A 25,183-nucleotide genomic window follows, 5' to 3' on the forward strand; every position below is an offset into this window, starting at 1 on the left:
AAAAATCAGCCGGCGATTTTAACATCTCGCCGGCCAATCCTGACTCACCCTTAAGATCAATTCCCTTCCAGGAAGCTCTTGAGCTTGTCCGAACGCGAAGGATGACGCAGCTTGCGCAATGCCTTGGCTTCGATCTGACGAATACGCTCGCGGGTCACGTCGAACTGCTTGCCCACTTCTTCCAGCGTATGGTCGGTCGACATCTCGATACCGAAACGCATGCGCAGCACCTTCGCTTCGCGCGGGGTCAGGGAATCCAGGATGTCCTTGACCACGTTGCGCATCGACGCATGCAAGGCCGCATCGGCCGGCGCCAGCGTGTTGTTGTCCTCGATGAAGTCGCCCAGATGGGAATCGTCGTCGTCGCCGATCGGCGTTTCCATGGAGATCGGTTCCTTGGCGATCTTCATGATCTTGCGGATCTTGTCTTCCGGCATTTCCATCTTGATCGCCAGGGTCGCGGGATCCGGCTCGGCACCGGTTTCCTGCAGGATCTGACGCGAGATGCGGTTCATCTTGTTGATCGTTTCGATCATGTGCACCGGAATACGAATGGTGCGCGCCTGGTCAGCGATCGAGCGGGTGATGGCCTGACGGATCCACCAGGTGGCATAGGTCGAGAACTTGTAGCCGCGACGATATTCGAACTTGTCCACCGCCTTCATCAGACCGATGTTGCCTTCCTGGATCAGGTCCAGGAACTGCAGGCCACGGTTGGTGTACTTCTTGGCGATCGAGATCACCAGACGCAGGTTGGCCTCGGTCATTTCACGCTTGGCCATGCGCGCCTTCTTCTCGCCGGCGCCCATCTTCTTGTTGATCGCACGCAGGTCCGGCAGCGGCAGTACTACGCGCGCCTGCAGGTCGATCAGCTTCTGCTGCAGTTCCTTGATGGCCGGCACGTTGCGGCTCAGCACGGCGCTGTAGTCATGGTTGGCGGCGACTTCGCCATCCACCCAGTCCAGGTTCACTTCGTTGCCCGGGAACACCTTGATGAAGTGCGCGCGCGGCATGTTGCACTTGTTGACGGCCACGTCCAGGATCTGGCGTTCCACGGTACGCACTTCGTCCACCTGCGCACGCAGGGTGTCGCACAGCTTCTCGACGATCTTGGCGGTGAAGCGGATGCCCAGCAGCTCGTTGGAAATGATTTCCTGTGCCTTGACGTAAGGCTTGGAGTTGTAGCCTTCCTTCTCGAAAGCCTTGCGCATGTTCTCGAACTGGGTGCCGATGACGGCAAACTTGCCCAGCGCGTCGCGCTTCAACTGTTCCAGCTGTTCGGCGGAGAAGCCGGCGGCACCAGAGCCGCTGCTCTCGTTTTCCTCTTCTTCTTCGTCTTCTTCCTCTTCTTCCTCTTCCTCGTCGTCCTCATCGGAGTCGGAAGAGGCCGCCTCGACCTGCTGTTCGCTCTCGTTGGGATCGACCAGGCCATCGACGATTTCGTCGACCTTGATCTCATCCTTGGAGATGCGGTCAGCCGCAGCCAGGATCTCGGCGATCGTGGTCGGGCAGGCGGAGATGGCCTGGATCATGTCCTTCAGGCCGTCTTCGATGCGCTTGGCGATTTCGATTTCGCCTTCGCGGGTCAGCAGTTCGACCGAACCCATTTCACGCATGTACATGCGCACCGGGTCGGTGGTACGGCCGAAATCGGAATCGACGGTCGACAGTGCAGCTTCGGCTGCGGCTTCGGCGTCATCATCGCTGGCCACGTTGGCCACGTTGTCCGACAGCAGCAGGGTTTCCGCATCAGGAGCGTGCTCGTAGACCGAGATGCCCATGTCGCTGAAGGTACCGATGATGCCTTCGATGGCTTCCGGATCGACAATGTTTTCCGGCAGGTGGTCGTTGATTTCCGAGAAGGTCAGGAAACCACGTTCCTTGCCCAGCTTGATCAGGGTCTTGAGCTTCTGGCGACGGCGCTCCAGCTCTTCTTCGCTGGCTTCGGTGTCGGAAGAGAAAGCGTCCTTCAGCAAGGCCTTTTCCTTGGCCTTGCGGTCCTTGGCCTTGGCCTTGTCGGCGGCCTTCAGTTCGGTACGCTCGATGGTGTTCAGTGCGGCAACTTCGTCGCTCTCGGGCTGGAATTCCTTGGGCTTGCGGCCACGGCGGCCCGGCACCTTGACGCTCGGCAGCACATAGCCGGACGTGTCGATGGCTGCCAGGGCAGCGGCATCAGTGGTTTGGCTTACACTCGACGCAGCAGTCGCGCTGACGTCTTTGCCTTCCACCTGTGCGGCTTTGGTGGTCTTGGCGGTCTTGGTTTCGGGTTTCTTGGTGGTCACGGAAGTCTTCGTCGCTTTCACAGAAACCGCTTGTTCGGCGGCTTGAGGTAACTTGTTGGCTGGCGTTGCAGTCGCTTTGGGCGATGCGGCGCGGGCCGGCTTGGCGGCAGTTGTCTGGGCTGCCGTCTTTTTCGGCGTCGCTGCTGCTGCAGTCTTGGCCGTGGGTTTTACGGTGACAGCAGCCTTCGCCGTCCCCTTGACTGGCGATTTGGCGGCTACCGCCTGGGTGGTCTTGGCCGCAGCGGTCGATTTTACCGCCGCTGCCGTCTTGCTGCTCTTTGCCGACGCTGCTGGAGTTTTCGCGGGTTTCTTCATTGCATTTGCCATAGAATCAACTGCCAATTGAGAATTCACTCATTGCGCCAATCAAGTCATGCTAATGATGCAACTCCGGTATCGGTTGCCCGGTAGACTCCGGCTGCACGCGCAACGTTCCTTTTACCGGCGGGCCATCGATCGCGCGCAGCAGGCAGTCGTGCCGCTTGCAATCCGGCAGGCGATACCGCTGTCTGCCGTCCTCCCTCCCGATGCGCCGGGGTGAAGGCATGTCGCCGCAGGGTGGGGATGCAAGAGCCATCCGGCGGAACTAAAGCCCTCTATTATAGCACAGATGGGGCTCTTTTCCCTGGGATCAAGCCGGGATATTCGGCCATCCGCCAGCGATCCGGTGCGTAAAACACGACAATTTGCAGTGCTTTACCGCGTTTTCCACACCAGGCCGATTTCTGCTTCCCTACTCCTGCTCACTCTTCAGATCGGGTCACGCAAACATCACGCAAGACCCTCCCCGCCGATTCTTCCTTCAGCCCCTCCCCGCTTCCACGGGAAAGCCGCCCCTCAACCTGCTGCGACCGCACCGCCGGTCTGGCGCTTGAGCCATTCCTTGCGCTGCATCAGCTCACGATAGCGATTGCGCTCTTCCTCGGTGCGCAGGTTAGAGGCCACCAGCATCTGCATCTCGTCATCGAGCGCGCGGATCCTGGCCTGGCGGATGGCACCGGCCATCTCGGCCCGCACCACATCAAATTCGGATTCCGACTCGGCCGCGATTTCCGCGATCATCGAGTCAAACTCGGGGCCGCCCTCGCGCAGGTGCTCGACCAGCGCGGCGAAATTGGCCTGCTCGCCCATGCCCTGGGCCACACCGACCAGATGGGCCAGCAGCTCGGCCTGGTCTGGCGCGATGCGGGCGATGGCTTCCAGCGCGGCGGCATCGAGGTCGGCCGAGAGTTGCGGATGCGCCACCAGCAGCCGCATGATCTGGCGCTCCAGCCCGACCGGGGCGGTGCGTTTGGTGCGCGGCGGGGCGCTGCGTACGCGCGCCACCGGCTTTTCCAGCTCAAACAGCACTTCCAGCTCGGCCGGCGTGGTCTGCGTGGCCTGGGCCACGCTGCGCACGATCTGCAAACGCAGGCCGGATGCCGGCAAGGCCTGCAGCAGCGGCTTGGCGGCAAACTGCGCATGGGCGCGGCCTTCGGGCGTACGCAAGTCGTTCTCGCCGATGATTTCCTTCAACAGGAACTGCGACAGCGGCATGGCTTCGCGGATCTGCTCTTCAAAGGCCGGCGCGCCCATCTCGCGCACGTAACTGTCAGGGTCGTGTTCCTTGGGCAGGAACAGGAACTTGATAGTCTTGTTGTCCGACGCATGCGGCAGACAGGCCTCCAGCGCGCGGCGGGCGGCGCGGCGGCCGGCGTTGTCGCCGTCGAAGCTGAAGATCACCTCATCGGTCTGGCGCACCAGTTTTTGCACGTGGATGGGCGTACACGCCGTTCCCAATGTGGCCACGGCCTGCGGGAAACCCAGCTGGGCCAGCGCCACCACATCCATGTAGCCTTCGGTGACCAGCACATAACCCGCCTCGCGGATCGCCTGGCGCGCCTCGAACAGGCCATACAGCTCGCTGCCCTTCTGGAACAGCGGCGTTTCAGGCGAGTTCAGGTACTTCGGTTCACCGCCATCCATCACCCGGCCACCAAAACCGATCACCTGGCCCTTGGTATTGCGGATGGGGAACATGATCCGACCACGGAAGCGGTCATAACGCTTGCGATGGCCACCGCCCTCTTCACTCTTGTCGATGACGAGGCCGGACTCGACCAGCACTTCGTTCTCGTAGTCAGGGAAGACCTGGCGCAGGCTGTCCCATTCGTCCGGCGAATAGCCCAGGCCAAAGCGGGCAGCGACTTCGCCGGTCAGTCCGCGTCCTTTGAGATAGGCAATCGCCGGCTGCGCACTGCGCAACTGATGACGATAGAAATCGTTGGCACGCGTCATCACGTCCGACAGGGCCATGCTCTTGGCCTGCTTTTCCTGGCGCTGTGCCAGGGGGATGTTGTCTTCGCGCTCGGGCACCACCATGCCCACGTTCTGGGCCAGATCCTTCACCGCTTCCACGAACCCCATCCCCGAATACTCGATCAGGAAACTGATCGCCGTACCATGCGCGCCGCAGCCGAAGCAGTGATAGAACTGCTTGGTCGGGCTGACGGTGAAGCTGGGGGATTTCTCGTTGTGGAAAGGGCACAGGCCCATGAAGTTGGCGCCACCCTTCTTCAGTTGCACATAACGACCTACCACGTCGACGATGTCGACGCGGTTGAGCAGGTCCTGGATGAACGACTGAGGAATCACCTGGGCAGCGGGGCGTTAGGTAACGAGGCGAAAGGGCTGCTTACGCAGTCAGCGCGGCCTTGACCAGGGCGGACACCGCTGTCATGTCGGCACGTCCGGCCAGCTTGGGCTTCAACACGCCCATCACCTTGCCCATGTCCTGGGGACCGGCAGCACCAGTGGCAGCCACGGCGGCCTGGACTTCAGCCTTGATCTCGTCATCCGACAGGCTGGCCGGCATGTAGGTGGCCAGCACGGCCAGTTCAGCCTTTTCAACGTCAGCCAGGTCCTGGCGGCCGCCGGCTTCGAACTGGGAGATGGAATCCTTGCGCTGCTTGACCATCTTGTCGATGATGGCCAGCACGTGGGCGTCGGTCAGTTCGACGCGCTCATCGACTTCCTTCTGCTTCATCGCGGCGGTCAAGAGGCGGATGGTGCCCAGCTTGCCCATGTCCTTGGCACGCATGGCGGCCTTCATGTCTTCCGTGATCTGCTCTTTCAAACCCATGGGGTACTCCGAAGATGAGGTGGATGAGTATTCTGCGATCTGGCGCCATCCCGCATCCAGTATTCCGGGCAGCAACAAGGCAAGGCCCGGTCTTGGCATCGTAGAACATGGATGGGCTTATCGCCAGCCCGAATTGGTGCTTTCCTTCCTATTTGGGGCTGCCAACAGGAAAAACCAGGCCAGCCAGGCACCCGGAGAAAACACCTCGACAAATCGGGAATAAATGCGAAAACCCGCTGCGGACCAACACCGGAGCGGGTTTACACATCGGCCGCACGAGTGCGCGGCGAGAAATTCTTAGTACAGCTTCTTCGGCAGCTGTTGGCTGCGGATACGCTTGTAGTGACGCTTCACGGCAGCAGCCAGCTTGCGCTTGCGCTCAGCGGTCGGCTTTTCGTAGAACTCGCGTGCGCGCAGTTCGGTCAGCAGACCGGTCTTCTCGATGGTGCGCTTGAAGCGACGCATTGCAACTTCGAACGGCTCGTTCTCTTTAACGCGAATAGTGGTCATGTAAATTCAAACCAGAAAGGTTAGGTTGGATTAGCAAAGAAAGCGATTGTAGCAGGACTGGCACCCGATTGGAAGGCCAAACGTGGCATTTTTTCCACCACCGTGGTAAAAAACGGATAAGAATCAGGCACTTATCACAGTCAAGATGATCCTTCACCTGAAGTCAAGGGCAAATGAAGGAAAAAGTCCAACACCTGCCTTCCAGGCCGGCCTCACACCGCGGAACCCGCCGCCACGCCTGAGGCCCACGCCCACTGGAAATTGTAGCCGCCGAGCCAGCCGGTCACGTCCGTCGCTTCGCCGATGAAATGCAATCCCGGCACCTTGTTGGCCATCATGGTCTGCTGCGACAACTCACGCGTATCCACGCCGCCCAGCGTGACCTCGGCCTTGCGATAACCTTCCGAGCCACTGGGCAGGATCACCCAATGATTGAGCGAGTCACCCAGCTTCTTGAGCGACTTGTCGGGCATGTCGGCAATGCGCGCGTTGGCATCGAAGCCATTGATCTTGAGCCAGCCTTCGGCCAGGCGGTTGGGAAGCCACTGTCCCAGCAGATTGCCGAGATTCTTCTTCAGCGTGCCCTTGCCTTGGATCAGCAACTGCGCCACATCCAGTTCCGGCAAGAGATTGAGCCGCAGCGGCGTGCCCGGCCGCCAGAAACTGGAAATCTGCAGGATGGCCGGCCCGGACAGCCCGCGATGAGTGAACAGCAGGTCTTCAAGGAAATGCCCGCGCTCCTTCTTCTCGCCGGTCTCCACCGACACCTCCAGCGCGATGCCGGCCAGTTCGGTGAGCGACTGCCAGGCCTTGCCGTCGAAGGTCAGCGGCACCAGGCCGGGACGCGTCTCCACCAGCTTCAGGTCGAACTGGCGCGCGATGCGATAGGCAAAATCGGTGGCCCCGATCTTGGGAATGGACAAGCCGCCGGTCGCAATCACCAGACTGCTGGCCTGGATCTCGCCGGCACTGGTAGCGATGCGAAACTGTTCGCCACTCTTGCCGACCTCCTGCACCGTACAGGGCATGCGCCAGCTGACGTTGCCCGCCTCGCACTCGGCCTTGAGCATGGCGATGATGTCTTCGGCGGAGTCGTCGCAGAACAGCTGTCCCTTGTGCTTCTCATGGAAACCGATGCGATGGCGCTTGACCAGCCCGATGAAATCCTGCGGCGTATAGCGCGACAAGGCGCTGCGGCAGAAATGCGGATTCTGCGAGAGATAGTGCTGCGGCCCCGCCCCCACATTGGTGAAATTGCAGCGGCCGCCGCCGGAGATGCGGATCTTCTCGGCCAGTTTGCCGGCATGGTCGATGAGCACCACGCGGCGGCCGCGCTGGCCGGCCACGGCGGCACACATCATGCCGGCCGCACCGGCGCCGATGATGGCGACATCAAATTGATTGGGATTGTTCTTGCTCATGCTTCCTCCGGCACGCATCTCGGTGCAGCCCGAGGCCGCTTCAAAGCCGTGATTGTCCGCGATCCCGCCCCGAAAACACAAGAGCCAGGAAACAACGCGCGCTCGGGAAGCCACAAAGACCAAGGGCCGGCATCTCGCGATACCGGCCCTTCGCCTTCTTCCTCCCATCATCCCGCGTGCTCTGCAAACACGCGGAATGCCAGGTGCCTCAACTTTGGTGCAACTTTATCCTAACCAGCAACTTATATCATTTATATCGTTTACTGAAAATACGGCGGCGGCTCCACGCCCATCCACAATTCGGAGGACAAGCGCATCATGTCATTGAGCGAGCCCCGCTGCGCAAACATCTGCCGCAGCCAGCTGGCGTCGGACAAGCGATCATGCGCGATGCGGCGCAGGCGCGTGATGGTCTGCTGCTCGGCCTCGTTGGCCACATAGGGTTCCAGCAACTGCAATTGCTGCAGCAGGTGTTCATAGATGGGCAGCTTGCGCGATTGCGAAGGCGTCGCGCCGTGCAGCGCCAGCTGGCCGTTGAGCCCGAAGCGGCTGGCCTCGAAACGGTTGAACTGGTACAGCAGATAGAAATCATCGCCGACCACGAACGGCCGCTCGGTGAGAATCCAGCGCGCCAGCAATTGCGCATAGGCACCCAGGTGCGCCGCATGCTCGATGGTCAGCGGCGTATCGCAGACGCGGATTTCCACGGTGCCGTATTCTGGCTTGGGACGGATATCCCAATAGAAATCCTTCATGCTGGCGATGATGCCCATCTGGTGCAGTTCATCGTAATACGTCTCGAACTCGGCCCACTTGGTATGCACCGGTGCCGTGCCCGACAGCGGGAACGCCCGCACCACGTTGCTGCGCGAGGAATCGAACTTGGTGTCCGCGCCCTGGTAGAAGGGCGACGCCGCCGACAGCGCGATGAAGTGCGGCACGTAACGCGAGAAGCCGTGCGTGAGATACAGCGCATCATCGCCGTTCTCCACACCGATGTGGATGTGCTGGCCGAAGACGGTAAAGGTCTTGGCCAGGTAGCCGTATTTCTCGTGCAGGTAATGGAAGCGCTCGCTGGGCGTGATGCGCTGCTCGTTCCAGTGCTGGAAGGGATGCGCGCCACCGCCGGAGACATCGATGTTGAGGTATTGCGCGCCACGGTTCAAGGCGCCGCGCAAGCCCTTCAATTCCTCGATCAGTTCATCCACGCGGGTGTGGATGCCGGAGTTCAGCTCGATCATCCCCTGCGTCATTTCCAGCTTGATCTGCTTTTGCAGGTCACGCGGCTCGATCCAGTTCAGCAGATCGACCGCATCGCTGGCCAGGTTGTAGTTGCGGCGGTTGACCAGTTGCAGTTCCAGCTCGATGCCCATGGTAAAGGGCGTGGAGGAACCGAACGGCAAGATGCCGGCGCTGCCCTGCGGACCGGCCACGTGGGCCTGGGTACCGGGGGACTCTTGTTCGTTGCGGATCAGTGTCTCGGTATTCATTCGCGTCCACTCTCTCCAGATTTGATCAGGGCAAACTGGGTTGCCACCGGCCCCAGGAATTCCAGGACCACCATGCTGCCCGCCAGCAGCGGCAAGACATTGGCCGTGGTGTGCGGATACAGCGACGAAACGGTTTGCATCAGGCCCACGCCGACTTCGGTCATGGGCAAGGTGCCCAGCGTGAGCAGGCCGGCCTGGCGCCAGTTCATGCGGGCAAAGCGGGCAAACAGGAACACGCCCAAGCCCATCGCCAGGAAGCGCGCCGCGATCAGGATCAGCACCGAGAAGCCCAGCAGGCTCAAGTCCGACAGCTTCATCGAGGCGCCCACGGTGACGAAGAGCATCACCACGAACAACTCATTGGCGACACCAAACTCCAGCTCCATCAGATCGAACTGGCGATCCAGGTTCTTGGAGAGGATGGCGAAGATCAGCATGGTCAGCATCACCGGCAGATGCAGCGCATGCGCCACGCCGATGGCCAGTGCAATCACCGAGATCACCAGCACGAACTGCGAGCTGTTCTCGCGGCCCAGCAGGCGCGCCAGCGGCATCATCAGCCAGTAGGTCAGATAGGCCAGGATGGCCGAGCCGACCAGCGAATACAGGGTGTGCTGGATCAGCGTCCAGACGGGCGTACCGGCCTCATGCGCGATCACCGGCAAGAGCGCATAGGCGGCCAGCACGGCCACGAAGTTGTTGAGCGCGGTCATGGCCGCCAGACGGCGCGTGACCTGGCCTTCCGCCTTGAGGTCGCGCAGCACCACCAGCACCACGGCCGGTGCGGTGGCAATGGCCATCACGCCACCCAGCAGCGCCATGACCGAATCGGTACCGAACCAGGTCAGGGCGATGCTGACGAAACCGAAGCACAGCACGGCCGAGACGGCCACCGTGATCATCAGCCATTTTTCGCGGCGCAGCCAGCCGATGTCGACGTAGCGTCCCAACTGGTACACCACCAGCGCGACCGCAATGTCGGCAAAGATGTTGGTGACCTTGAGGACTTCACCGGAAAGCAGATTGAACCCGCCGGCACCCAAGAGGAAACCGACCAGCAGATAACCCGTGATGCGAGGCACCCATGGGGACTTGGAAACTACGTAGCCCGCGATCAGCCCGAAGAGCAGCAGGCCGCCGAATACCAGCAGGGCATTCCATTGCAGCGTCTGTGCGAGGGTGAACGACGGAAGAGCCCACTCCATATCTCCTCCTGTAACGATGTGGTGTTGAACCGCAGCAGCACACTATCATTCGACGATGACATGCATGTTGCGGATCGCGTAAGCAACATGCCGGGCATGTGCGGCACGAGCAGCCCGACGAGATCGGGCCCGATTTTTCCAAGAAGATTTTTGAAGAAAAAATCTCTCATCAAAAAAACCGGAGCACAGAAGATATCACTCTTGCTCTACGCGATGATCTTTTTTTTACCTACAACGGAAATCTGAATTTCCTAATTTGATATTTATTGAATTTCTGGAAGTTATCCGAAGCGCATTGAGAAGATGAATGTAGTTAGGGGAGCCTCAATGCTCCGTCAGGATGCCGTCAGCGGTAATCAGAGCAGACCTGATTCGTTTGTCAGAAAAGACTGACACGAGCGCACTGCGATAGCGGGCCAGCTGCGCTGCGTAATCGGCACGCTCGCTGTCGAGCAGACGGCGCTTGTAATCGATGACCCAGACTTCGTCGTCGAACATGACCACGCGGTCCAGCCGCATGACGCCAGACGGGGCGACGATCTCCATTTCATTGCGCGCCCAGCGATGCAGTGTCGGATTGAAGAAGCGCTCCAGTTCAGGCTGTGCCAGCACCACGCGTGCCTGCGCATGCACTACCTGTGCCATCTCCGCAGAGATGCCCAGCCAGCGCACCAGAGCAGGCGGCGATGGCAAGTGCAACGGCCATGCGTTGCCGTGCGTGAGCCGTTCCAGCAGTGCATGCAGGGCCACGCCTTCATCGATGGCTTCGGTGCTGACCAGCGTGCCATCGGCATCGACCTCGGGCAGCGCATCTTCCTCCTCTTGCGCCGCGCCGAAGAGCGACATCGGTACCGGCTTGGGATCGAACAACGCCAGCGAGAATTGCTCTTCGATAGCGGCAGCATCGGCACCGTGAACGGCTTCCTCGCTGATCTCGCGCACCGGTGCATCACTGGCGAAGAGACGCTGATACCAGCTGCCATCCACCACCCCGCCCTCGCCCGCCCCGCGATTACCGGCCACGCCCGAGACCAGCAGCAACTGCTTGGCACGCGTGACGGCGACGTACAGCAGGTTCCAATCTTCCTGGGTCTTCAGGCTTTCTTCTTCCTCGAACAGATCATCCCGCGCACAGCCGCGTTCGCTGCGCCGGCCAAAGGCCGAGAAGTGCGTGGGCGCATCCTGATCCTGCGGCCAGGCGCAGAGGATGCCGAGATTGTCTTCCACCGAATCGCTGTGATTGGCATCGAGGATGGCCACCACCGGGGCTTCCAGTCCCTTGGCACTGTGCACGGTGAGGATGCGCACGGCATCGGCGCTGGCATCCACGCTCGCCTCGTCCGGCGCATCGCCACCTGAAGTGCGCTGCAGGACGCGCAAGGCATCGATGAATTTGGGCAAGCTCGGATAGCGCCCGGCATCCATGTTCAGCGACAGCTCCACGAAGGCCGCAATGTTGCCCAGCGTCTGGCTGCGCGTGAGCGGCGAGGCATGCTGCGCATAGCGCGCCACCAGTTCGCCCTGATGCAGGATCATGTCCAGCAGGTCATGCACCGGCAGGTGCGGTGCCGCCTGCAGCCAGCGCTGCAGCAGAGTCACGGCGCGCACCAGAGCGGCCGAAGCGCTGCCCTCCTCCTGCATGCCCTGCAGATGCTGCCACCAGTGTCCGCCCTCGGCTTGCGCCACGCGGCGCGCGATCTGCACCAGGTCCTCATCGGCCGCGCCGATGATCGGGCTCTTGAGGACGTGGGCCAGCGCGCGCGTGTCGTTGGGCGTGATGAGGAAAGTCAGCAGCGCGATCAGGTCGGCGATCTCCAGCGATTCGAGCAGGCCGCCGCGCTTGTCGGAAATAAAAGGAATGCCCGCAGCGCGCAAGGCACTCTCATAGGCCGCCAGGTGCGTGCGCTTGCGGACCAGCAGCATGATGTCGCCCCAGCGCATGGGGCGCGTTCCCTTGCCGTCGGCCACCGGCACTTCGCGGCAGGCTTTGAGCAAAGCCTGCGCCAGCGCCTGCCCTTCCAGCAGGCGGCGCGCATCATCTTCCTCGTCGCGCGGCGTGGTCAGGGGGTTGCGCCAGGGGATGATGTCTTCAGCGCTGTTCGTGGACTCGGGGGAAGCCGGTTCTTCGGGGGTTTCAGGCGAAATGACGTTTTCTGCATCCTCGTCCTGCCGCGCCAGCGGAAGCCGCCAGACCTCGCCCCCCGCAAGGCCCAGCGTGGTCTGCTGCGCGAACAGCGGATTGCCGCCCATGACGAATGAACGATTCAGTACATCGACCACGGCCGAGGCATTGCGGCGCGTCTGGTTGGCGCGCAGGATGGCGGCGCCCTGCACGCGCAGCATCTCGCGCGCGGCCACGAACACGCGCGGCTCGGCGCGGCGGAAGCGATAGATGGATTGCTTGGGATCGCCCACCACGAAGACGCTGGGCTGGGCCGCATCACCACCATAGGCATCGAGCCAGCAGCGCACGATGCACCATTGCAGCGGGTTGGTGTCCTGGAATTCGTCGAGCAGGATGTGCTTGTAACGCGCATCCAGTCGGGTCTGCAGATAGGCGGCGCTGGCCTCGTTGCGCAGCAGGCGGTAGGCCTGCCATTCGAGGTCGGCGAAGTCCAGCACGCGCTGTTCGGATTTCACCTCCTGATAGCAGGCCAGGTAGGTGCTGCCAGCGGTGAAGAGGGCGCGGTTGAGTTGCAGGACCGCCTTTTCCTTGCTGCGTCCCTGGAGCTTGCGCAGTGCGTTGCCGACGGCATTGAACTCTTCTTCAAAGGCCGTCAGCGCAGCTTCCTCGCTGCTGCCGAAGTGCTGCACCAGCGCGGCCAGCAGCGACTTGACCTTGCCGTTCTTGCGCGGCTTGTCCTTGTCATCGAAGAACTGGCTGTAGAGGGCGTCGAAATTCTCCAGCGTCGAACCCGCCGTCAATGCCGACTCGATGGCCACCGCGCGCGTCTTGTTGGCGCTGCCTCCTTGACCGAGCAGGATCGCGATCTGGCTGGCCCGCGCGACCAGTGCGGCATCGTCCCACAGCGACAGGCGCGCATCGCGCTGTGCATCAGGGCCGCACAGCGCTTCCAGCCAGCGCAGCGGCGAGGACGTGTCGGCTGACTCTTCGCCCTCCTCGCCATCATCCTGCGTAGCGGCCCACCATTCGGCACGCTTGTCGATGAAGGCGTCGAGCAACTGCCGCGCATTGAAATCGCCCGCCAGTTCATAGAGTTCCAGCAGTGCCGCCTTGACGGGCGCGCCCTCGGGCTCACGCAGTTTCTGCATGAAGCGGCGGTAGGCTTCATCGATCAGCTCGCCGTTCTTTTCGGTCAGGGTATAGCCGTGCGGCACGCCAGAGGCCAAAGGTGCAATCTGCAACAAACGCGCGAACCAGCTGTGAAAAGTGTCGATGGACAGGCTCTGTTCAGAGGAGAGGATGCGCTCGTACAGTCCGCGCGCCACCGGCAGCAAGCGGGGCAGGTCGGGCTCGGCCACACCGCGTTCGCGCAGCAGCGTGGCGGCCTGCGCATCGTCGGCCAGAGCCAGTTCGTGCAGCAGTTCGAGCAGGCGCTCGCGCATTTCCTGCGCGGCCTTGCGGGTGAAGGTGATGGCCAGCAGTTCCGGTGCCTGTGCCCCGGCCAGCAGCAGACGCAACATGCGCGCCACCAGCAGCCAGGTCTTGCCGCTGCCGGCGCAGGCCTCGACCACCACCGAATGGCGCGGATCGCAGGCGGCACGCGTGAAGACGGCGGCGTCGACGGCCTCGCCATTGACCTCATAGGCCGCCGGCTGCTTCTTGTCGGCGGCGCTCACAGCCAGGCTCCCTTGCGGCACAGGCCGCGCATCTCGCAATACTGGCAGACGGATTCGATACCGTTGGCCGGTAAAGCCGCGCCGTGGGCGACAGCCTGCATGGTGGTGGTGATCTGTTGCTGGAGCATCTTCTGTTGGCGTGCGAAATCGGGGGCGGCGGCGTCGCCGGTTTTCTTGTCAGGGCCCAGTTCGAGGGCGACGTAGTGCGCGTGTTCCACTGCGCCACCGTCCAGCAGGCCATAGAAGGCCAACTGGTGGTCATCCTCTTCCTTGACCTTCTGCCTGAGGCTGGCGGCGGTCCGGGTCTTGTAGTCGAGCACGGCGCGCTCGCCCTCGGCATTGCGGTCCACCCGGTCAAGGCGACCATACAGTTCGATGCCGCCATCCTGCCATTGCAGGGCGTGTGACCGCGACTCTTCACCGAAGGCGAATTGCCAGCCCTCGGCTTCGCGCTCGTTGGCCCACAGCAGATAGGCCGGCATCACCTTCTGCCAGCGCGCATGGAAGGCCAGCGCGGCCGGATGGCGCTGCATCTCGCGCTGGAAGACTTCCTCGGAAAGTTGCGCCAGCAAAGGCGCGCGGGCCGGCAGCGGGGTGTCGTTGTCGCGCAGGTGGGCGTGATAGCGGTAAAGAATTTCGTGCAGCCAGCTGCCGTAGTCGCGCTTCTCGGGTATGTCCGAGAGCTCATCCATCACCGCCACGCGCAGCATGCGTTGCGCAAAGAACTGATACGGGCAGGCCAGGAAACTGCCGAAGCCGCTGGCCGACAGCGAGGCCGGCAAGAGATCCTGTGCGCTCGGCATCGGCATGGTGGAGCGCACCGCACGCAGTGGCTTCAGCGGCGGCGGCGGCGTCACGCGTTCCAGTGGCGCGGCACCCTGCTGCGCCAGCTTCAGTTCAAGGCGCTGGATCCACGGGCTCACGGGATTGGGCTCGCCATCCTGATGGGTCTGCCAGCACAGCACCACCTCCGGATTCACGCACAGCAATTCGGTGAGGTCGCGCAGTTGCTGGCGCTGGCGCGTAGCGCGCGTGGCCAGGTTCAGTTCGCGCCGCACGGCATTGGAGAAGAACAGGGTTTCCTGCGGCGGTGAAGGCAAGTGCGCGGCATCCGCACCGATCACCAGCACCGCCTCGAAACGCCGCAGCCGCGCGCCGTTCAGGGGCAGCATCACGACCCGCCGGTCCTTGATGGGCGGCATGAAGGAAGTGGCATCCAGACGCAAATTGAGCAGCGCGCGCCATTCCGCAAAACTGAAGGTATCGGTCAGCCCGCCCTGCTCGGCGGCGATCTCGTCGAGCATCAGCAGGCATTGCTCGCCCGCGCCATCGGCGCGCAGCGCGGTTTCCATGCCCAGCGCCTGACACAGGCCGCGCTGCGTCTCGCACCATTGCGCCAGCGTCTTGCGGCCGCCGAAGCGCGCGGCCTGCTTGGCCAGCGTGATGATGCAAGCCAGGTCATCGGCCTGCCCCGCTTCGGCGAAGGCCGATTGCAGCGCCTGCCAGTCGCCGGCGATGTTGGTACGGCGCAGGCGGGCTTCGATGCGCATGACGCGGTCGCTGCGTTCTGCATCCTCAGGGAAGACGAAGGGCGACTTCAGCAGGTCGAGCAGCGCATTGGTTTCACCGCGGGCCGAGACCAGGTCATTCCACGCGGCCAGCGCAGCGGCGGCGCGGGTGGTGGAGAGCTTCCAGCCGGTCTCGTCGGCCACGGCTACTTCGGCGCGTTCCAGCAAGGCGCGCAGGCGGCGTGCGGTGACGCGGTCCTGGGCCACGATGGCGATGTCGGTCTTGCCCTGCTGCAGCCAGCGCAGCACGATCTGCGCGCTTTGGATGGCGGCGTTTTCGAGGTCGCCGGCCGGACACAGGCGCGGCAGCGCGATGGGATGCGACGGGGAGACCGCAGCCTGGTCCGCTTCCATCGGCAGACCATCATCGTCCCGCACCAGCTCTTCCCAGGCCGAGAGATACAGCGGATGCAGCGGTGCGATGACCGCGCGGCTCCAGTCCAGCGTGACGATGCGTACCGGCTGGCGCTGTGCGTAGGCCGACAGGAAGGCCGCGTCCAGCGGTTCCGGTTCGGTCGGGCTGACCCATACCAGCGGCAGGCTGGCCTGATCCGCCAGCGCCAGCATCGCGTCGAAACGTTGCACGATGCGGTCATAGGCATCGAGCTGCGTCTTCCACACCTGCCACACCAGCGCCGCTTCGTCGGAGAGCATGCCGTGCGCAGAAGGTGCCAGCGGCTCCAGCAATTGCGCCAGGGCCTGGGTCCAGCGGCCTGCCGCTGCCTCTTCACCATCCGCATTGGCGCGGATCTCCGGCAGCAGCGCCAGGGTCAGCTCATCGGACAAGGACAAGAGCGTCTGCGCCAGCGGCAGCAGGTCGGCATTGCGGCGGGCGGAAAACATTTTCTTGAGCCAGCCATGTTCGCGCAATTGCGCATAGAGCTGCATGAGCCGCTCGCTCTCGGAGGGCGGCGCGCTCTCGCCCGGCGGCTGCATCGCCAGCAGGCCGGACAGCGTATTGATGCGCGGGGCGATGTAGGGCCGGCGCAGTTCGCGCGACAGCGCCGCCTTGAAATTCTGGGCGTGGGAAAACGCCGGCACCATCAATTGCACGCCCGAGAAATCCAGCGCCCCTTGCTGTTGTGCCTGCAGCGCCTGCCCCAGCGGCTGACCCTCGCGCAGCAGCGCGCGCACGGCCTGTTGCCAGAAATCTGGAGTGGGCGGGATCGGTACGGTGGCAAGCAGCATGCGTTCTCTGGCGTCAGTGAGGGCTGGTGAGGATAGCGTGTATGGACACGGCCGGGGCGGCACGAGAGCGTCAGCGGACCGTGCAGCCATTGTATTTTTCTCTTGCTCCGACAGATTTTTTCAATCGCACCGGAGCAGACGATGCTGCGCATTGTATGCCAGACGGCCCCCTGCCGGCCTCGCGGGCGCCACGGGCAAAGCCGCGCCGGTGCTCGCGCAGCGCTGCAATGAGGGCGATGAGGACGGGTGACAACAGGCCACGGAGCGAGCGTCCACACTTTCCCTCAAAATGGGTTATGATTGCCCCTGTACCCCGCCGCTTACCTCTGCCGCGCTTCAATTACAACTTGAATCGGCGCGCAACGACTCCACGTAGACCTAGCAACTCCGGAAGCGTTGATGGCTCACGCCAGGCCTGATGGTATTTGTCCACGGCGCTGATTGACTAATTACACCACTGCCTCATACCGAGGAAATGCCATGAGCGAACATATCAAACATATTACTGACGCCTCTTTCGAAGCCGATGTGCTGAAGTCCGACAAGCCCGTGCTGGTTGATTTCTGGGCGGAATGGTGCGGTCCCTGCAAGGCCATCGCCCCGATCCTGGAAGAAGTCGCCAAGGAATACGACGGCAAGCTGCAGATCGCCAAGCTGGACGTGGACTCCAACCAGGCCATCCCGGCCAAGTTCGGCATCCGCGGCATCCCGACCCTGATCCTGTTCAAGAACGGCGCAGCCGCTGCCCAGAAGGTCGGCGCACTGGCCAAGGGCCAGCTGGTCTCGTTCATCGACAGCAACATCTGATTCTGATGTAACATCCGACGGCGGCGCGCTCGCGCTGCCGTCCGCCCGGCACACGGTGCCCGGCTTTATCCTAGATCCACACCACGCAATTCCCTCCCCCACCTTTACTTATCCCGTCCCGGGACACTCATATGCACTTATCAGAACTAAAAGCGATGCACGTCTCTGCCTTGCTGGAAATGGCCATCAGCCTGGACATCGAGAATGCTGCGCGCCTGCGCAAACAGGAGCTGATGTTTGCCATCCTGAAGAAGCGCGCAAAATCAGGAGAACAGATTTTTGGCGATGGCGCCCTCGAAGTGTTGCCTGACGGCTTCGGCTTCCTGCGCTCGCCCGACGCCAGCTACATGGCGTCCACCGACGACATCTACATCTCGCCTTCGCAGATCCGCCGTTTCAACCTGCACACCGGCGACTCCATCGAAGGTGAAGTGCGCACGCCCAAGGATGGCGAGCGCTATTTCGCCCTGGTCAAGGTCGACAAGGTCAACGGCGAACCGCCGGAAGCCTCCAAGCACCGCATCCTGTTCGAAAACCTCACGCCGCTGCACCCCAACAAGCTCTTGCAGCTTGAGCGCGACATGCGCGGCGAGGAAAACATCACCGGCCGCATCATCGACCTGATCGCCCCGGTCGGACGCGGCCAGCGCGGCCTGCTGGTGGCCTCGCCCAAGTCGGGCAAGTCGGTGATGCTGCAACACATCGCCCACGCCATCACCACCAATCATCCGGACACCGTGATGATCGTGCTGCTGATCGACGAACGTCCGGAAGAAGTGACCGAAATGCAGCGCTCGGTGCGCGGCGAAGTGGTCGCCTCGACCTTCGACGAACCGGCCACGCGTCACGTGCAGGTCGCCGAAATGGTGCTGGAAAAGGCCAAGCGCCTGGTTGAAATGAAGAAGGACGTGGTCATCCTGCTGGACTCGATCACCCGTCTGGCACGCGCCTACAACACCGTGATCCCGGCCTCCGGCAAGGTGCTGACCGGTGGTGTGGACGCCAACGCGTTGCAGCGCCCGAAGCGTTTCTTCGGTGCCGCCCGCAACGTCGAAGAAGGCGGTTCGCTGACCATCATCGCCACCGCCCTGATCGAAACCGGCTCGCGCATGGATGACGTGATCTACGAAGAATTCAAGGGTACCGGCAACATGGAAGTGCACCTCGAGCGCCGCCTGGCCGAGAAGCGCGTCTATCCTGCCATCAACCTCTCCAAGTCCGGCACCCGCCGCGAAGAGCTGCTGATCAAGCCGGACCAGCTGCAAAAGATCTGGGTGCTGCGCAAGCTCATGTACGACATGGATGAGATCGAAGCGATGGAATTCATCCTCGACAAGATGAAGTCCACCAAGAACAACGCCGAGTTCTTCGACATGATGCGCCGGGGCAACTAAGTTCGCAAAAGCAACCAAGTCCTTGGCAGGTTCGGAAAACGGCATGTCCCTGAGCGGACATGCCGTTTTTCATTGCCCCGCGGGAAACAAAGCTGGGGCATTTTCATCCGAAATACCACGCCGCGCCGGCCCGGCCGAGCGGCCGCCTTGACCCAAGCCCCTGATTCCACTGTATAATTTCGGACTTTTCCAAACCGGCAAGTGATCATCAATCGGGTCAAGAAGCAGGGCGACCGACGAAGTGGCGATTGGCTACCAAACTACTCTTGAGGCAATCATGAAAGAAGGCATCCACCCGGATTACCGCGAAGTCCTGTTCCACGACATGTCGAACGACTTCAAGTTCATCACCCGCTCCACCATCGGCACCCGCGAAACCGGCGAGTTCGAAGGCAAGCAATATCCCCTGGTGAAGATCGAAGTTTCCTCCGAATCGCACCCGTTCTACACCGGCAAGCACAAGATCGTCGACACCGCTGGCCGCGTCGAGAAGTTCCGCCAGAAGTTCGGTTCCGTCGGTTCGAAGACTGCTGTCTCGAAGGCGTAATCAGTACTTCCTCCAAAAAAGGCAGCTCCGGCTGCCTTTTTTGTTGGGCTCACCGGTGGGGCAGCATCAGGGGCTGCACCATCATGTAGCAGACAGAAACAACTATTTACCGGGTTTTCCTGCACAATAGGGCCTGCTAAAAAAACACCAGCCAAAAACACCAGCCGCCGACAACGGCGACCGCGCGGCCCAGGCCACCCCAGCCCGCGCATCACCCAACACGCAGCACAGAACAAGAGCAACAAGATCTTGATGAAGCCAGTCCGTCTTCCCGCCGCCGCGACCAATGCGCTTCCGCGCCTGGCCGTGCTTGCGCTCGCCCTCCTCTACATCCTGCCCGGCCTGATCGGCCGCGATCCCTGGAAGAACGAGGATGCCACCAGCTTCGGCATCATGTGGACCATGGCCCATGGCAACCTGGCCGACTGGCTCACCCCCAACGTGGCCGGCCTGCCGCTGCCGGCGGAAAGTCCGCTGGCCTACTGGTTTGGTGCAATCTGCATCAAACTGTTCGGCTGGCTGCTGGGCGACCCGCTGGCGGCCCGCGTTTCCATCATCGGCTGCTTCCTGGTCGGCTCGCTGTCGATCTGGTACACCACCTACCTGCTGGGCCGCCGCGCCGAAGCGCAGCCGTTGAAGCTGGCCTTCGGCGGCCAGCCCGAACCCAAGGATTTCGGCCGCACCCTGGCCGATGGTGCCTTCCTGATCTATCTCGGTTTCCTCGGCCTGCTGCTGCACAGCCACGAGACCAGCCCCAAGACCCTGCAGATCGCCCTGGTGGCCTATGCCATGTTCGGCGCGGCGCGCGTGTTCGATGCGGGCAAGCTGCGCCATGGCATCTGGCTGGGACTGGCGCTGGGCATGCTGGTGCTGACCTATGGCTGGCTGCTGCCGGTCGGCGTGATGATCGCGCTGGTCCTGCTGGCCGCCCTGCGCAAGGATGGCCGCGCCCTCGGCCTGCTGCTGTTGCTGGCACTGCCGATGGCGCTGTTGATCAGCGCCGCCTGGGTAGCCGCGCTGCACCGCCTGATCCCGGCTGAAGCGGCCAGCCAGTTCGAGCTGTGGATGAGCTGGAACATCTACCAGCTCAACCGCCCGACGCTGGCCACCCTGGCCTTCCTCGGCAAATACGGCGTGTGGTTTGCCTGGCCCGCCTGGCCCTTCGCCGGCTGGGCATTGTACGCCTGGCGCCGCCAGCTGGGCTCGCTGCACATCGCCTTGCCGCTGGCCTTCCTGATTCCCATCACGCTGCTGATCCTGGTCAACGTGCATCGCGAAGAAGGCATGCTGCTGCCGCTGCTGCCGGCGCTGGCGATCCTGGCCGCGTTCGGCCTGCCGACCATGAAGCGCGGAGCGATCAATGCGGTGGACTGGTTCTCGGTGATGACGCTGACCACCTCGGCGGCCTTCATCTGGATCGGCTGGATCGCCAAGGAAACCGGCTGGCCGGCCCAGATCGCGCGCAATGCCTACAAGCTTGCGCCGGGCTTCAAGCCCGGCTTCGAATGGATCTCGCTGGCCATCGCCGTGGCCGCCACCGTGGCCTGGATCGTGGTGGTGCACTGGCGCATCTCGCGCCGTCCCTCGGTGCTGTGGCGGGCCGTGGTGCTGTCGTCGGGTGGCGTGATCCTGTGCTGGGTGCTGCTGATGACGCTGTGGCTGCCCTGGGTCAACTACGGCAAGAGCTATGCGGGCGTGGCCGAACAGATCGAATCGAAACTGACCTCGGTCAAGCAGTGCGTGCAGAGCAATGTGGGACCGGCGCAGCGCGCCTCCTTCGCCTATTTCGGCAACGTGCGCTTTGCCGACGAGCGCGACCAGAGCTGCGACTACCTGCTGCTGCAAGATGACGTCAGCAATCAGGATGCCTCCATCATGCTGCGCCAGTACCCCGGCAACTGGCGCATGGTCTGGGAAGGCCGCCGCCCCTCCGACCGCGACGAGCGCTTCCGCCTGTACCGCCGTGCCGGTCGCTGACGCAAGGTTGGCTGCCGCGTGACGACTGAACTGCCCGCCCTCTCCTCCCGCCATCACGTCGGCCGCATCACGCGGCTGGCGTGGCCGCTGCTGATCGGGCAGCTGGCCATCATCGCCAATGGCGTCATCGATACCGCCATGGTCTCGCGCTTCTCGGCGCTGGACCTGGGCGCGCTGGCGCTGGGCGTGTCGATCTACGTGAGCGTGTTCGTCGGCCTGTCGGGTGTGCTGCAGGCGCTGCAGCCGACCATCGGCCAGCTGTACGGCGCAGGCCGCGTGGGCGAGATCGGCAACGAGGTCAAGCAAGGCATGTGGCTGGCAGTGCTGCTGTCCATCGTGGGCTCGCTGATCCTGATGTTTTCACCGCTGTTCCTGGCCGTGGCCAAGGCCTCGCCGGAACTGGTGGAGAAGGCCACGCTGTACCTGCGCATCGAAGCGCTGGCGCTGCCGGCCACGCTGTTCTTCCGCGTCTATTCCTCGCTCAACACCGCCCTGGCGCGGCCCAAGATGGTGATGGCGCTGCAGCTGGGCGGCCTGCTGCTGAAGCTGCCGCTGAACGCCCTGCTCATCTTCGGCGGCCTCGGCCTGCCGGCCTTCGGCGGCCCCGGCTGCGCCATTGCCACCACGCTGATCGCCTGGCTGATGATGATCGCCGCCTGGCTGCTGGTGGCGCGCCTGCCGCTGTATCGTCCGCTCAAGCTGTTTGGCAGCGGCTTCGTCGCGCCCTCGTGGAAGAGCCAGCGCACGCTGCTGCTGCTGGGCATTCCGATCGGCATGTCCTACTTCATCGAAGTGACCGCCTTCACGCTGATGGCCGTGTTCATCGCGCGCCTCGGCGCGGTCCCGGTGGCAGGCCACCAGATCGCGGCCAACGTCGGCACGGTGCTGTACATGCTGCCGCTGTCCATTGCCAGCGCCACCAGCACCCTGGTCGCGCAAGCCATCGGCGGCGGCAACATGGCGGAGGCCAAGAAGATCGGCCGCGCCGGCATCCGCCTGGCGGTCTCGCTGTCGGTAGTGATCGGGGTGATCGTCTGGTTCCTGCGCGAACACATCATTCGCGCCTACACGCCCGATCCGGTGATCGTCGGTGCGGCGCTGCCGCTGTTCCTCTACATCGCCTTCTACCAGCTGTTCGATTCCATGCAGGTGACCACGGCCTTCGTGCTGCGCGCCTACAAGGTGGCGGTGGTGCCCACCGTCATCTACGCGGTCACGCTGTGGGGAGTGGGATTGGGCGGCGGCTATCTGCTGGGACTCGATCCGCTGGGCGTGGCACCGCCGGCGCTGCGCGGCCCGTCCGGGTTCTGGCTGGCCAACAGCCTGAGTCTGGGCCTGGTGGCCCTCGGCCTGCTGGCCTATCTGCGCGTGATCCAGCGCCGCGCGCAGCGCGCCGAACTCAGCGTTTGATCACGCCGCCGGCGGCAAACAGATCGTCATTGCTGGCGTCGACCAGACCGGGCACGCTGACCGCGTCGTCCGGCCGCCCCAGCAGGAAGCCCTGCACCTGATCACAATGCAGCAGCTGCAGTTCGCGCAGCTGCCCTTCGGTCTCCACGCCTTCGGCCACCACTTCCATCTGAAGGGCATGTGCCAGCGCAATGATGGCGGCCACGATGGCGCGTCCGGAGTGATCGTCCAGATCCAGGCGGGAGGTGAAGAAACGGTCGATCTTGACCTGGCGGCAGTGGAACTGCGCCAGGTAGGCCAGGCTGGAATAGCCGGTGCCAAAGTCGTCGATGGCGATGTCGAAACCCAGCGACTGCAGTTCGCGCACCACGCGCGTGGTGCGTTCCACATCCTTCATGGCGGCGGTCTCGGTGATCTCGAACATGAGCCGCTGCGGCGCGATGCCGGACGCACTGACCACCTTGATGATGCGCTCCACCAGATCGCTGCGCATCTGCAGCGGCGACAGGTTCAGCGCCACCTTGACCGGCTTCACGCCGGCCGCATCCCAGCACACGATCTGCCGGCACACCGCGTGCAATACCCAGTCGCCGATGCAGAGGATCTGCCCCGAGCGCTCGGCAATGGGAATGAATTCGGACGGAGCCATCTCGCCCAGCTCCGGATGATGCCAGCGCAGCAGCGCTTCCAGCCCGGTCAGTTCCTTGCCGGCACCGCGATACTTGGGCTGGAAGTGCAGGCGGAACTGCTGCTGGTCAATTGCCTGCTGCAGCGCCTGCCGCACCTGCAGATGGCGCATGGCGCTGGCATGCATGGCCGGCTCGAAGAAGCGATAGGTGTTGCGTCCGCTCTGCTTGGCTTCGTACATGGCGGCATCGGCATTTTTCATCAGGGCATCGACCGACTCGCCGCTGTTGGGATAGACCGCGATGCCGATGCTGGAGGTCACGCGCAAGGTCGCATCCTCGATCTGGAAATCCAGGCGCAGTTCGGCCAGGATGTTCTCCGACAATTGCTCCACCACCTCGGGCGTGGACAGATTGCTCATCACCACCACGAACTCGTCGCCACCGATGCGCGCCACCATGTCCTCGCCACGGATGCAGGCGCGGATGCGCTGCGCCACCGCCACCAGCAAGCCATCGCCGACGGCGTGGCCGAGCGAATCATTGATGGCCTTGAAGCCATCGAGATCCATGAACAGCACCGCGAACGGTTTGCCGTTGCGACGCGCCACTTCCACCGCATGCTGGATGCGGTCCGCCAGCAAGGCGCGATTGGGCAGGCCGGTGAGCACATCATGGGTGGCGAAGTGCAGCAGCTTGTCATTGGTGCGGCCAACGATCTTCTTCAAGACCTGATTGCGCTGCACGCCGCTGACCACCAGCGCCATGGCCATCGCCAGAAAGGCCAGGAACACCAGGCCATTGACCAGGTGTTCGCGCGTGATGCCTTCCCCGGCCAGGCTTTGCGCCTGCGGATCGATCAGCAGTGCGCGCAGTCCGGCGGCCGCCGATGACACCAGCCCGGCCCCCACCAGCAGCGCCGCCAGCACGCGCCGCGCCTGCTGGGAATTGAGCGAACCGGTCATGGGCTTGCGTCCGTTGCTGGCGGAAAACAGCGTGACGATGAAGACCGCCACCACTTCCGACACCACCAGGGCCACGATCAGCAAGGGCGTGTGATACACCAGCGGCGGCACCAGCGTCATCGACTTGAGCGCGATATGGAAGGCGGCATTGAAGGCGGCACCGATGGCCAGCCCGCCAATGACCAGCAGGGCCGGTTGCGGACGCCGCATGCCCGTCAGATGCATCAGGTAGAAAGCGCTGGACAGGCACAGCAGCAGGGTGAGCACCACCATGCGCGCATCGAAGGCGATCGGCATGGGCGCGTCCAGCGACGCCACCGTCAGCAGCATCGCGCCCCACACGCCGAGACCGAATACCACCGCGCCGATGGCCAGCCACAAGCGCCGGTGCTGTGACTCCTGCAGCACGATGCGCTCGGAGACCTCCAGCGCCGCGTAGGCCGAGAGGCTGGCGACCAGCAAGGCGAAGGCCAACAGCAGGAAATGAAAGGAAGCTGACATTGTCGAACCTGGGCTCGGGTGCGCACCTTCCACGCGGGCGATCGCTGGGAGCCCGCAGGAAAGGACGCCTGCTCGGTATCGCGGCCGTTCCGTCCTGGCGACGAGCGCGCTGGCAGCATGGCGCAGCGGGCCGCAGGACGTCAGTCGATCGCCGTTGCCGGGCAACGGGTCGCCGCGTTCCATCCCGGAAAGCGCCCGCACACCTCGTGCGCGGCAGGAAACCATGCCGCTGCCACGACGCGCGCCGACGTCATTCCGGGAACCTCAAAAAGTTACGTAACCAAAACGTACCACAGGGATGCTGCTGACTTCTTTGAGTTATTCGATTCGTTGCAACCAGCGTGCTGCTTGTGTGACTCCCCGGCAAGAC

Annotated in this window: 16 protein-coding genes; 6 read left to right on the forward strand and 10 right to left on the reverse strand. The window is 63.1% G+C overall.

What is annotated here, in order from left to right:
- Positions 1–56 precede the first annotated feature (56 nt).
- The gene (gene rpoD / locus ACWHXP_RS16130) at positions 57–2,282 is read right to left on the reverse strand and encodes an RNA polymerase sigma factor RpoD (protein ID WP_008325811.1); all 2,226 of its coding nucleotides are present in this window, start codon (positions 2,280–2,282) and stop codon (positions 57–59) included.
- Positions 2,283–2,334: 52 nt separating this feature from the next.
- Between rpoD and ACWHXP_RS16135 the strand changes: the two genes are divergently transcribed.
- Complete coding sequence (locus ACWHXP_RS16135) at positions 2,335–2,628, forward strand: hypothetical protein (RefSeq protein WP_227022640.1); 294 nt, start codon at positions 2,335–2,337, stop codon at positions 2,626–2,628.
- A 491-nt stretch (positions 2,629–3,119) separates the two neighbouring features.
- On the opposite strand, the gene dnaG is transcribed toward ACWHXP_RS16135, so the two are convergent.
- From dnaG to ACWHXP_RS16175, 8 genes are all read right to left on the reverse strand, one after another.
- Positions 3,120–4,916 carry a DNA primase gene (gene dnaG / locus ACWHXP_RS16140; RefSeq protein ID WP_039790070.1) on the reverse strand — a complete coding sequence of 599 codons (1,797 nt, stop codon included), beginning with the start codon at positions 4,914–4,916 and terminating at the stop codon, positions 3,120–3,122.
- A gap of 40 nt (positions 4,917–4,956) precedes the next feature.
- Entirely contained in the window at positions 4,957–5,403 is a 447-nt protein-coding gene (locus ACWHXP_RS16145) for a GatB/YqeY domain-containing protein (RefSeq protein WP_489624700.1), read from the reverse strand.
- 297 nt (positions 5,404–5,700) lie between these two features.
- Positions 5,701–5,913, reverse strand: a complete 213-nt coding sequence (gene rpsU / locus ACWHXP_RS16150) for a 30S ribosomal protein S21 (protein ID WP_006462949.1) — start codon at positions 5,911–5,913, stop codon at positions 5,701–5,703.
- A 212-nt stretch (positions 5,914–6,125) separates the two neighbouring features.
- Positions 6,126–7,334: a BaiN/RdsA family NAD(P)/FAD-dependent oxidoreductase gene (locus ACWHXP_RS16155; protein ID WP_489635557.1), complete on the reverse strand. Its 1,209-nt coding sequence runs from the start codon at positions 7,332–7,334 to the stop codon at positions 6,126–6,128.
- A gap of 260 nt (positions 7,335–7,594) precedes the next feature.
- On the reverse strand, positions 7,595–8,824 hold the full coding sequence (locus tag ACWHXP_RS16160; protein ID WP_039790074.1) for a YbdK family carboxylate-amine ligase: 1,230 nt from the start codon (positions 8,822–8,824) through the stop codon (positions 7,595–7,597).
- Positions 8,821–10,029 (reverse strand): cation:proton antiporter, encoded by a 1,209-nt coding sequence (locus ACWHXP_RS16165; protein WP_034331088.1) that lies wholly within the window; start codon positions 10,027–10,029, stop codon positions 8,821–8,823. Before ACWHXP_RS16165 ends, ACWHXP_RS16160 begins: the two co-directional genes overlap by 4 nt.
- Positions 10,030–10,353: 324 nt before the next feature.
- The gene (locus tag ACWHXP_RS16170; protein ID WP_489635556.1) at positions 10,354–13,830 is read right to left on the reverse strand and encodes a UvrD-helicase domain-containing protein; all 3,477 of its coding nucleotides are present in this window, start codon (positions 13,828–13,830) and stop codon (positions 10,354–10,356) included.
- A complete protein-coding gene (locus ACWHXP_RS16175; RefSeq protein WP_489635555.1) occupies positions 13,827–16,586 on the reverse strand; it encodes a PD-(D/E)XK nuclease family protein in 2,760 nt (919 codons plus the stop codon). The genes ACWHXP_RS16170 and ACWHXP_RS16175 overlap by 4 nt, the downstream gene beginning before the upstream one ends.
- A gap of 480 nt (positions 16,587–17,066) precedes the next feature.
- Here ACWHXP_RS16175 and trxA point away from each other — a divergent pair, with 480 nt between their 5' ends.
- From trxA to ACWHXP_RS16200, 5 genes are all read left to right on the forward strand, one after another.
- The gene (gene trxA / locus ACWHXP_RS16180; RefSeq protein ID WP_006462943.1) at positions 17,067–17,393 is read left to right on the forward strand and encodes a thioredoxin TrxA; all 327 of its coding nucleotides are present in this window, start codon (positions 17,067–17,069) and stop codon (positions 17,391–17,393) included.
- A 131-nt stretch (positions 17,394–17,524) separates the two neighbouring features.
- Positions 17,525–18,787: a transcription termination factor Rho gene (rho, locus tag ACWHXP_RS16185; RefSeq protein ID WP_008325783.1), complete on the forward strand. Its 1,263-nt coding sequence runs from the start codon at positions 17,525–17,527 to the stop codon at positions 18,785–18,787.
- A gap of 277 nt (positions 18,788–19,064) precedes the next feature.
- Positions 19,065–19,334 carry a type B 50S ribosomal protein L31 gene (locus ACWHXP_RS16190; RefSeq protein ID WP_034331092.1) on the forward strand — a complete coding sequence of 90 codons (270 nt, stop codon included), beginning with the start codon at positions 19,065–19,067 and terminating at the stop codon, positions 19,332–19,334.
- Positions 19,335–19,586: 252 nt separating this feature from the next.
- Positions 19,587–21,311 (forward strand): ArnT family glycosyltransferase, encoded by a 1,725-nt coding sequence (locus ACWHXP_RS16195; RefSeq protein ID WP_134221433.1) that lies wholly within the window; start codon positions 19,587–19,589, stop codon positions 21,309–21,311.
- An 18-nt stretch (positions 21,312–21,329) separates the two neighbouring features.
- Complete coding sequence (locus ACWHXP_RS16200) at positions 21,330–22,721, forward strand: MATE family efflux transporter (protein WP_489635554.1); 1,392 nt, start codon at positions 21,330–21,332, stop codon at positions 22,719–22,721.
- Here ACWHXP_RS16200 and ACWHXP_RS16205 read toward each other — a convergent pair.
- Entirely contained in the window at positions 22,711–24,813 is a 2,103-nt protein-coding gene (locus ACWHXP_RS16205) for a putative bifunctional diguanylate cyclase/phosphodiesterase (RefSeq protein WP_489635553.1), read from the reverse strand. The two genes, ACWHXP_RS16200 and ACWHXP_RS16205, sit on opposite strands and share 11 nt — an antisense overlap.
- Positions 24,814–25,183 lie beyond the last annotated feature (370 nt).

Source organism: Herbaspirillum sp. Her2 (assembly GCF_057961375.1).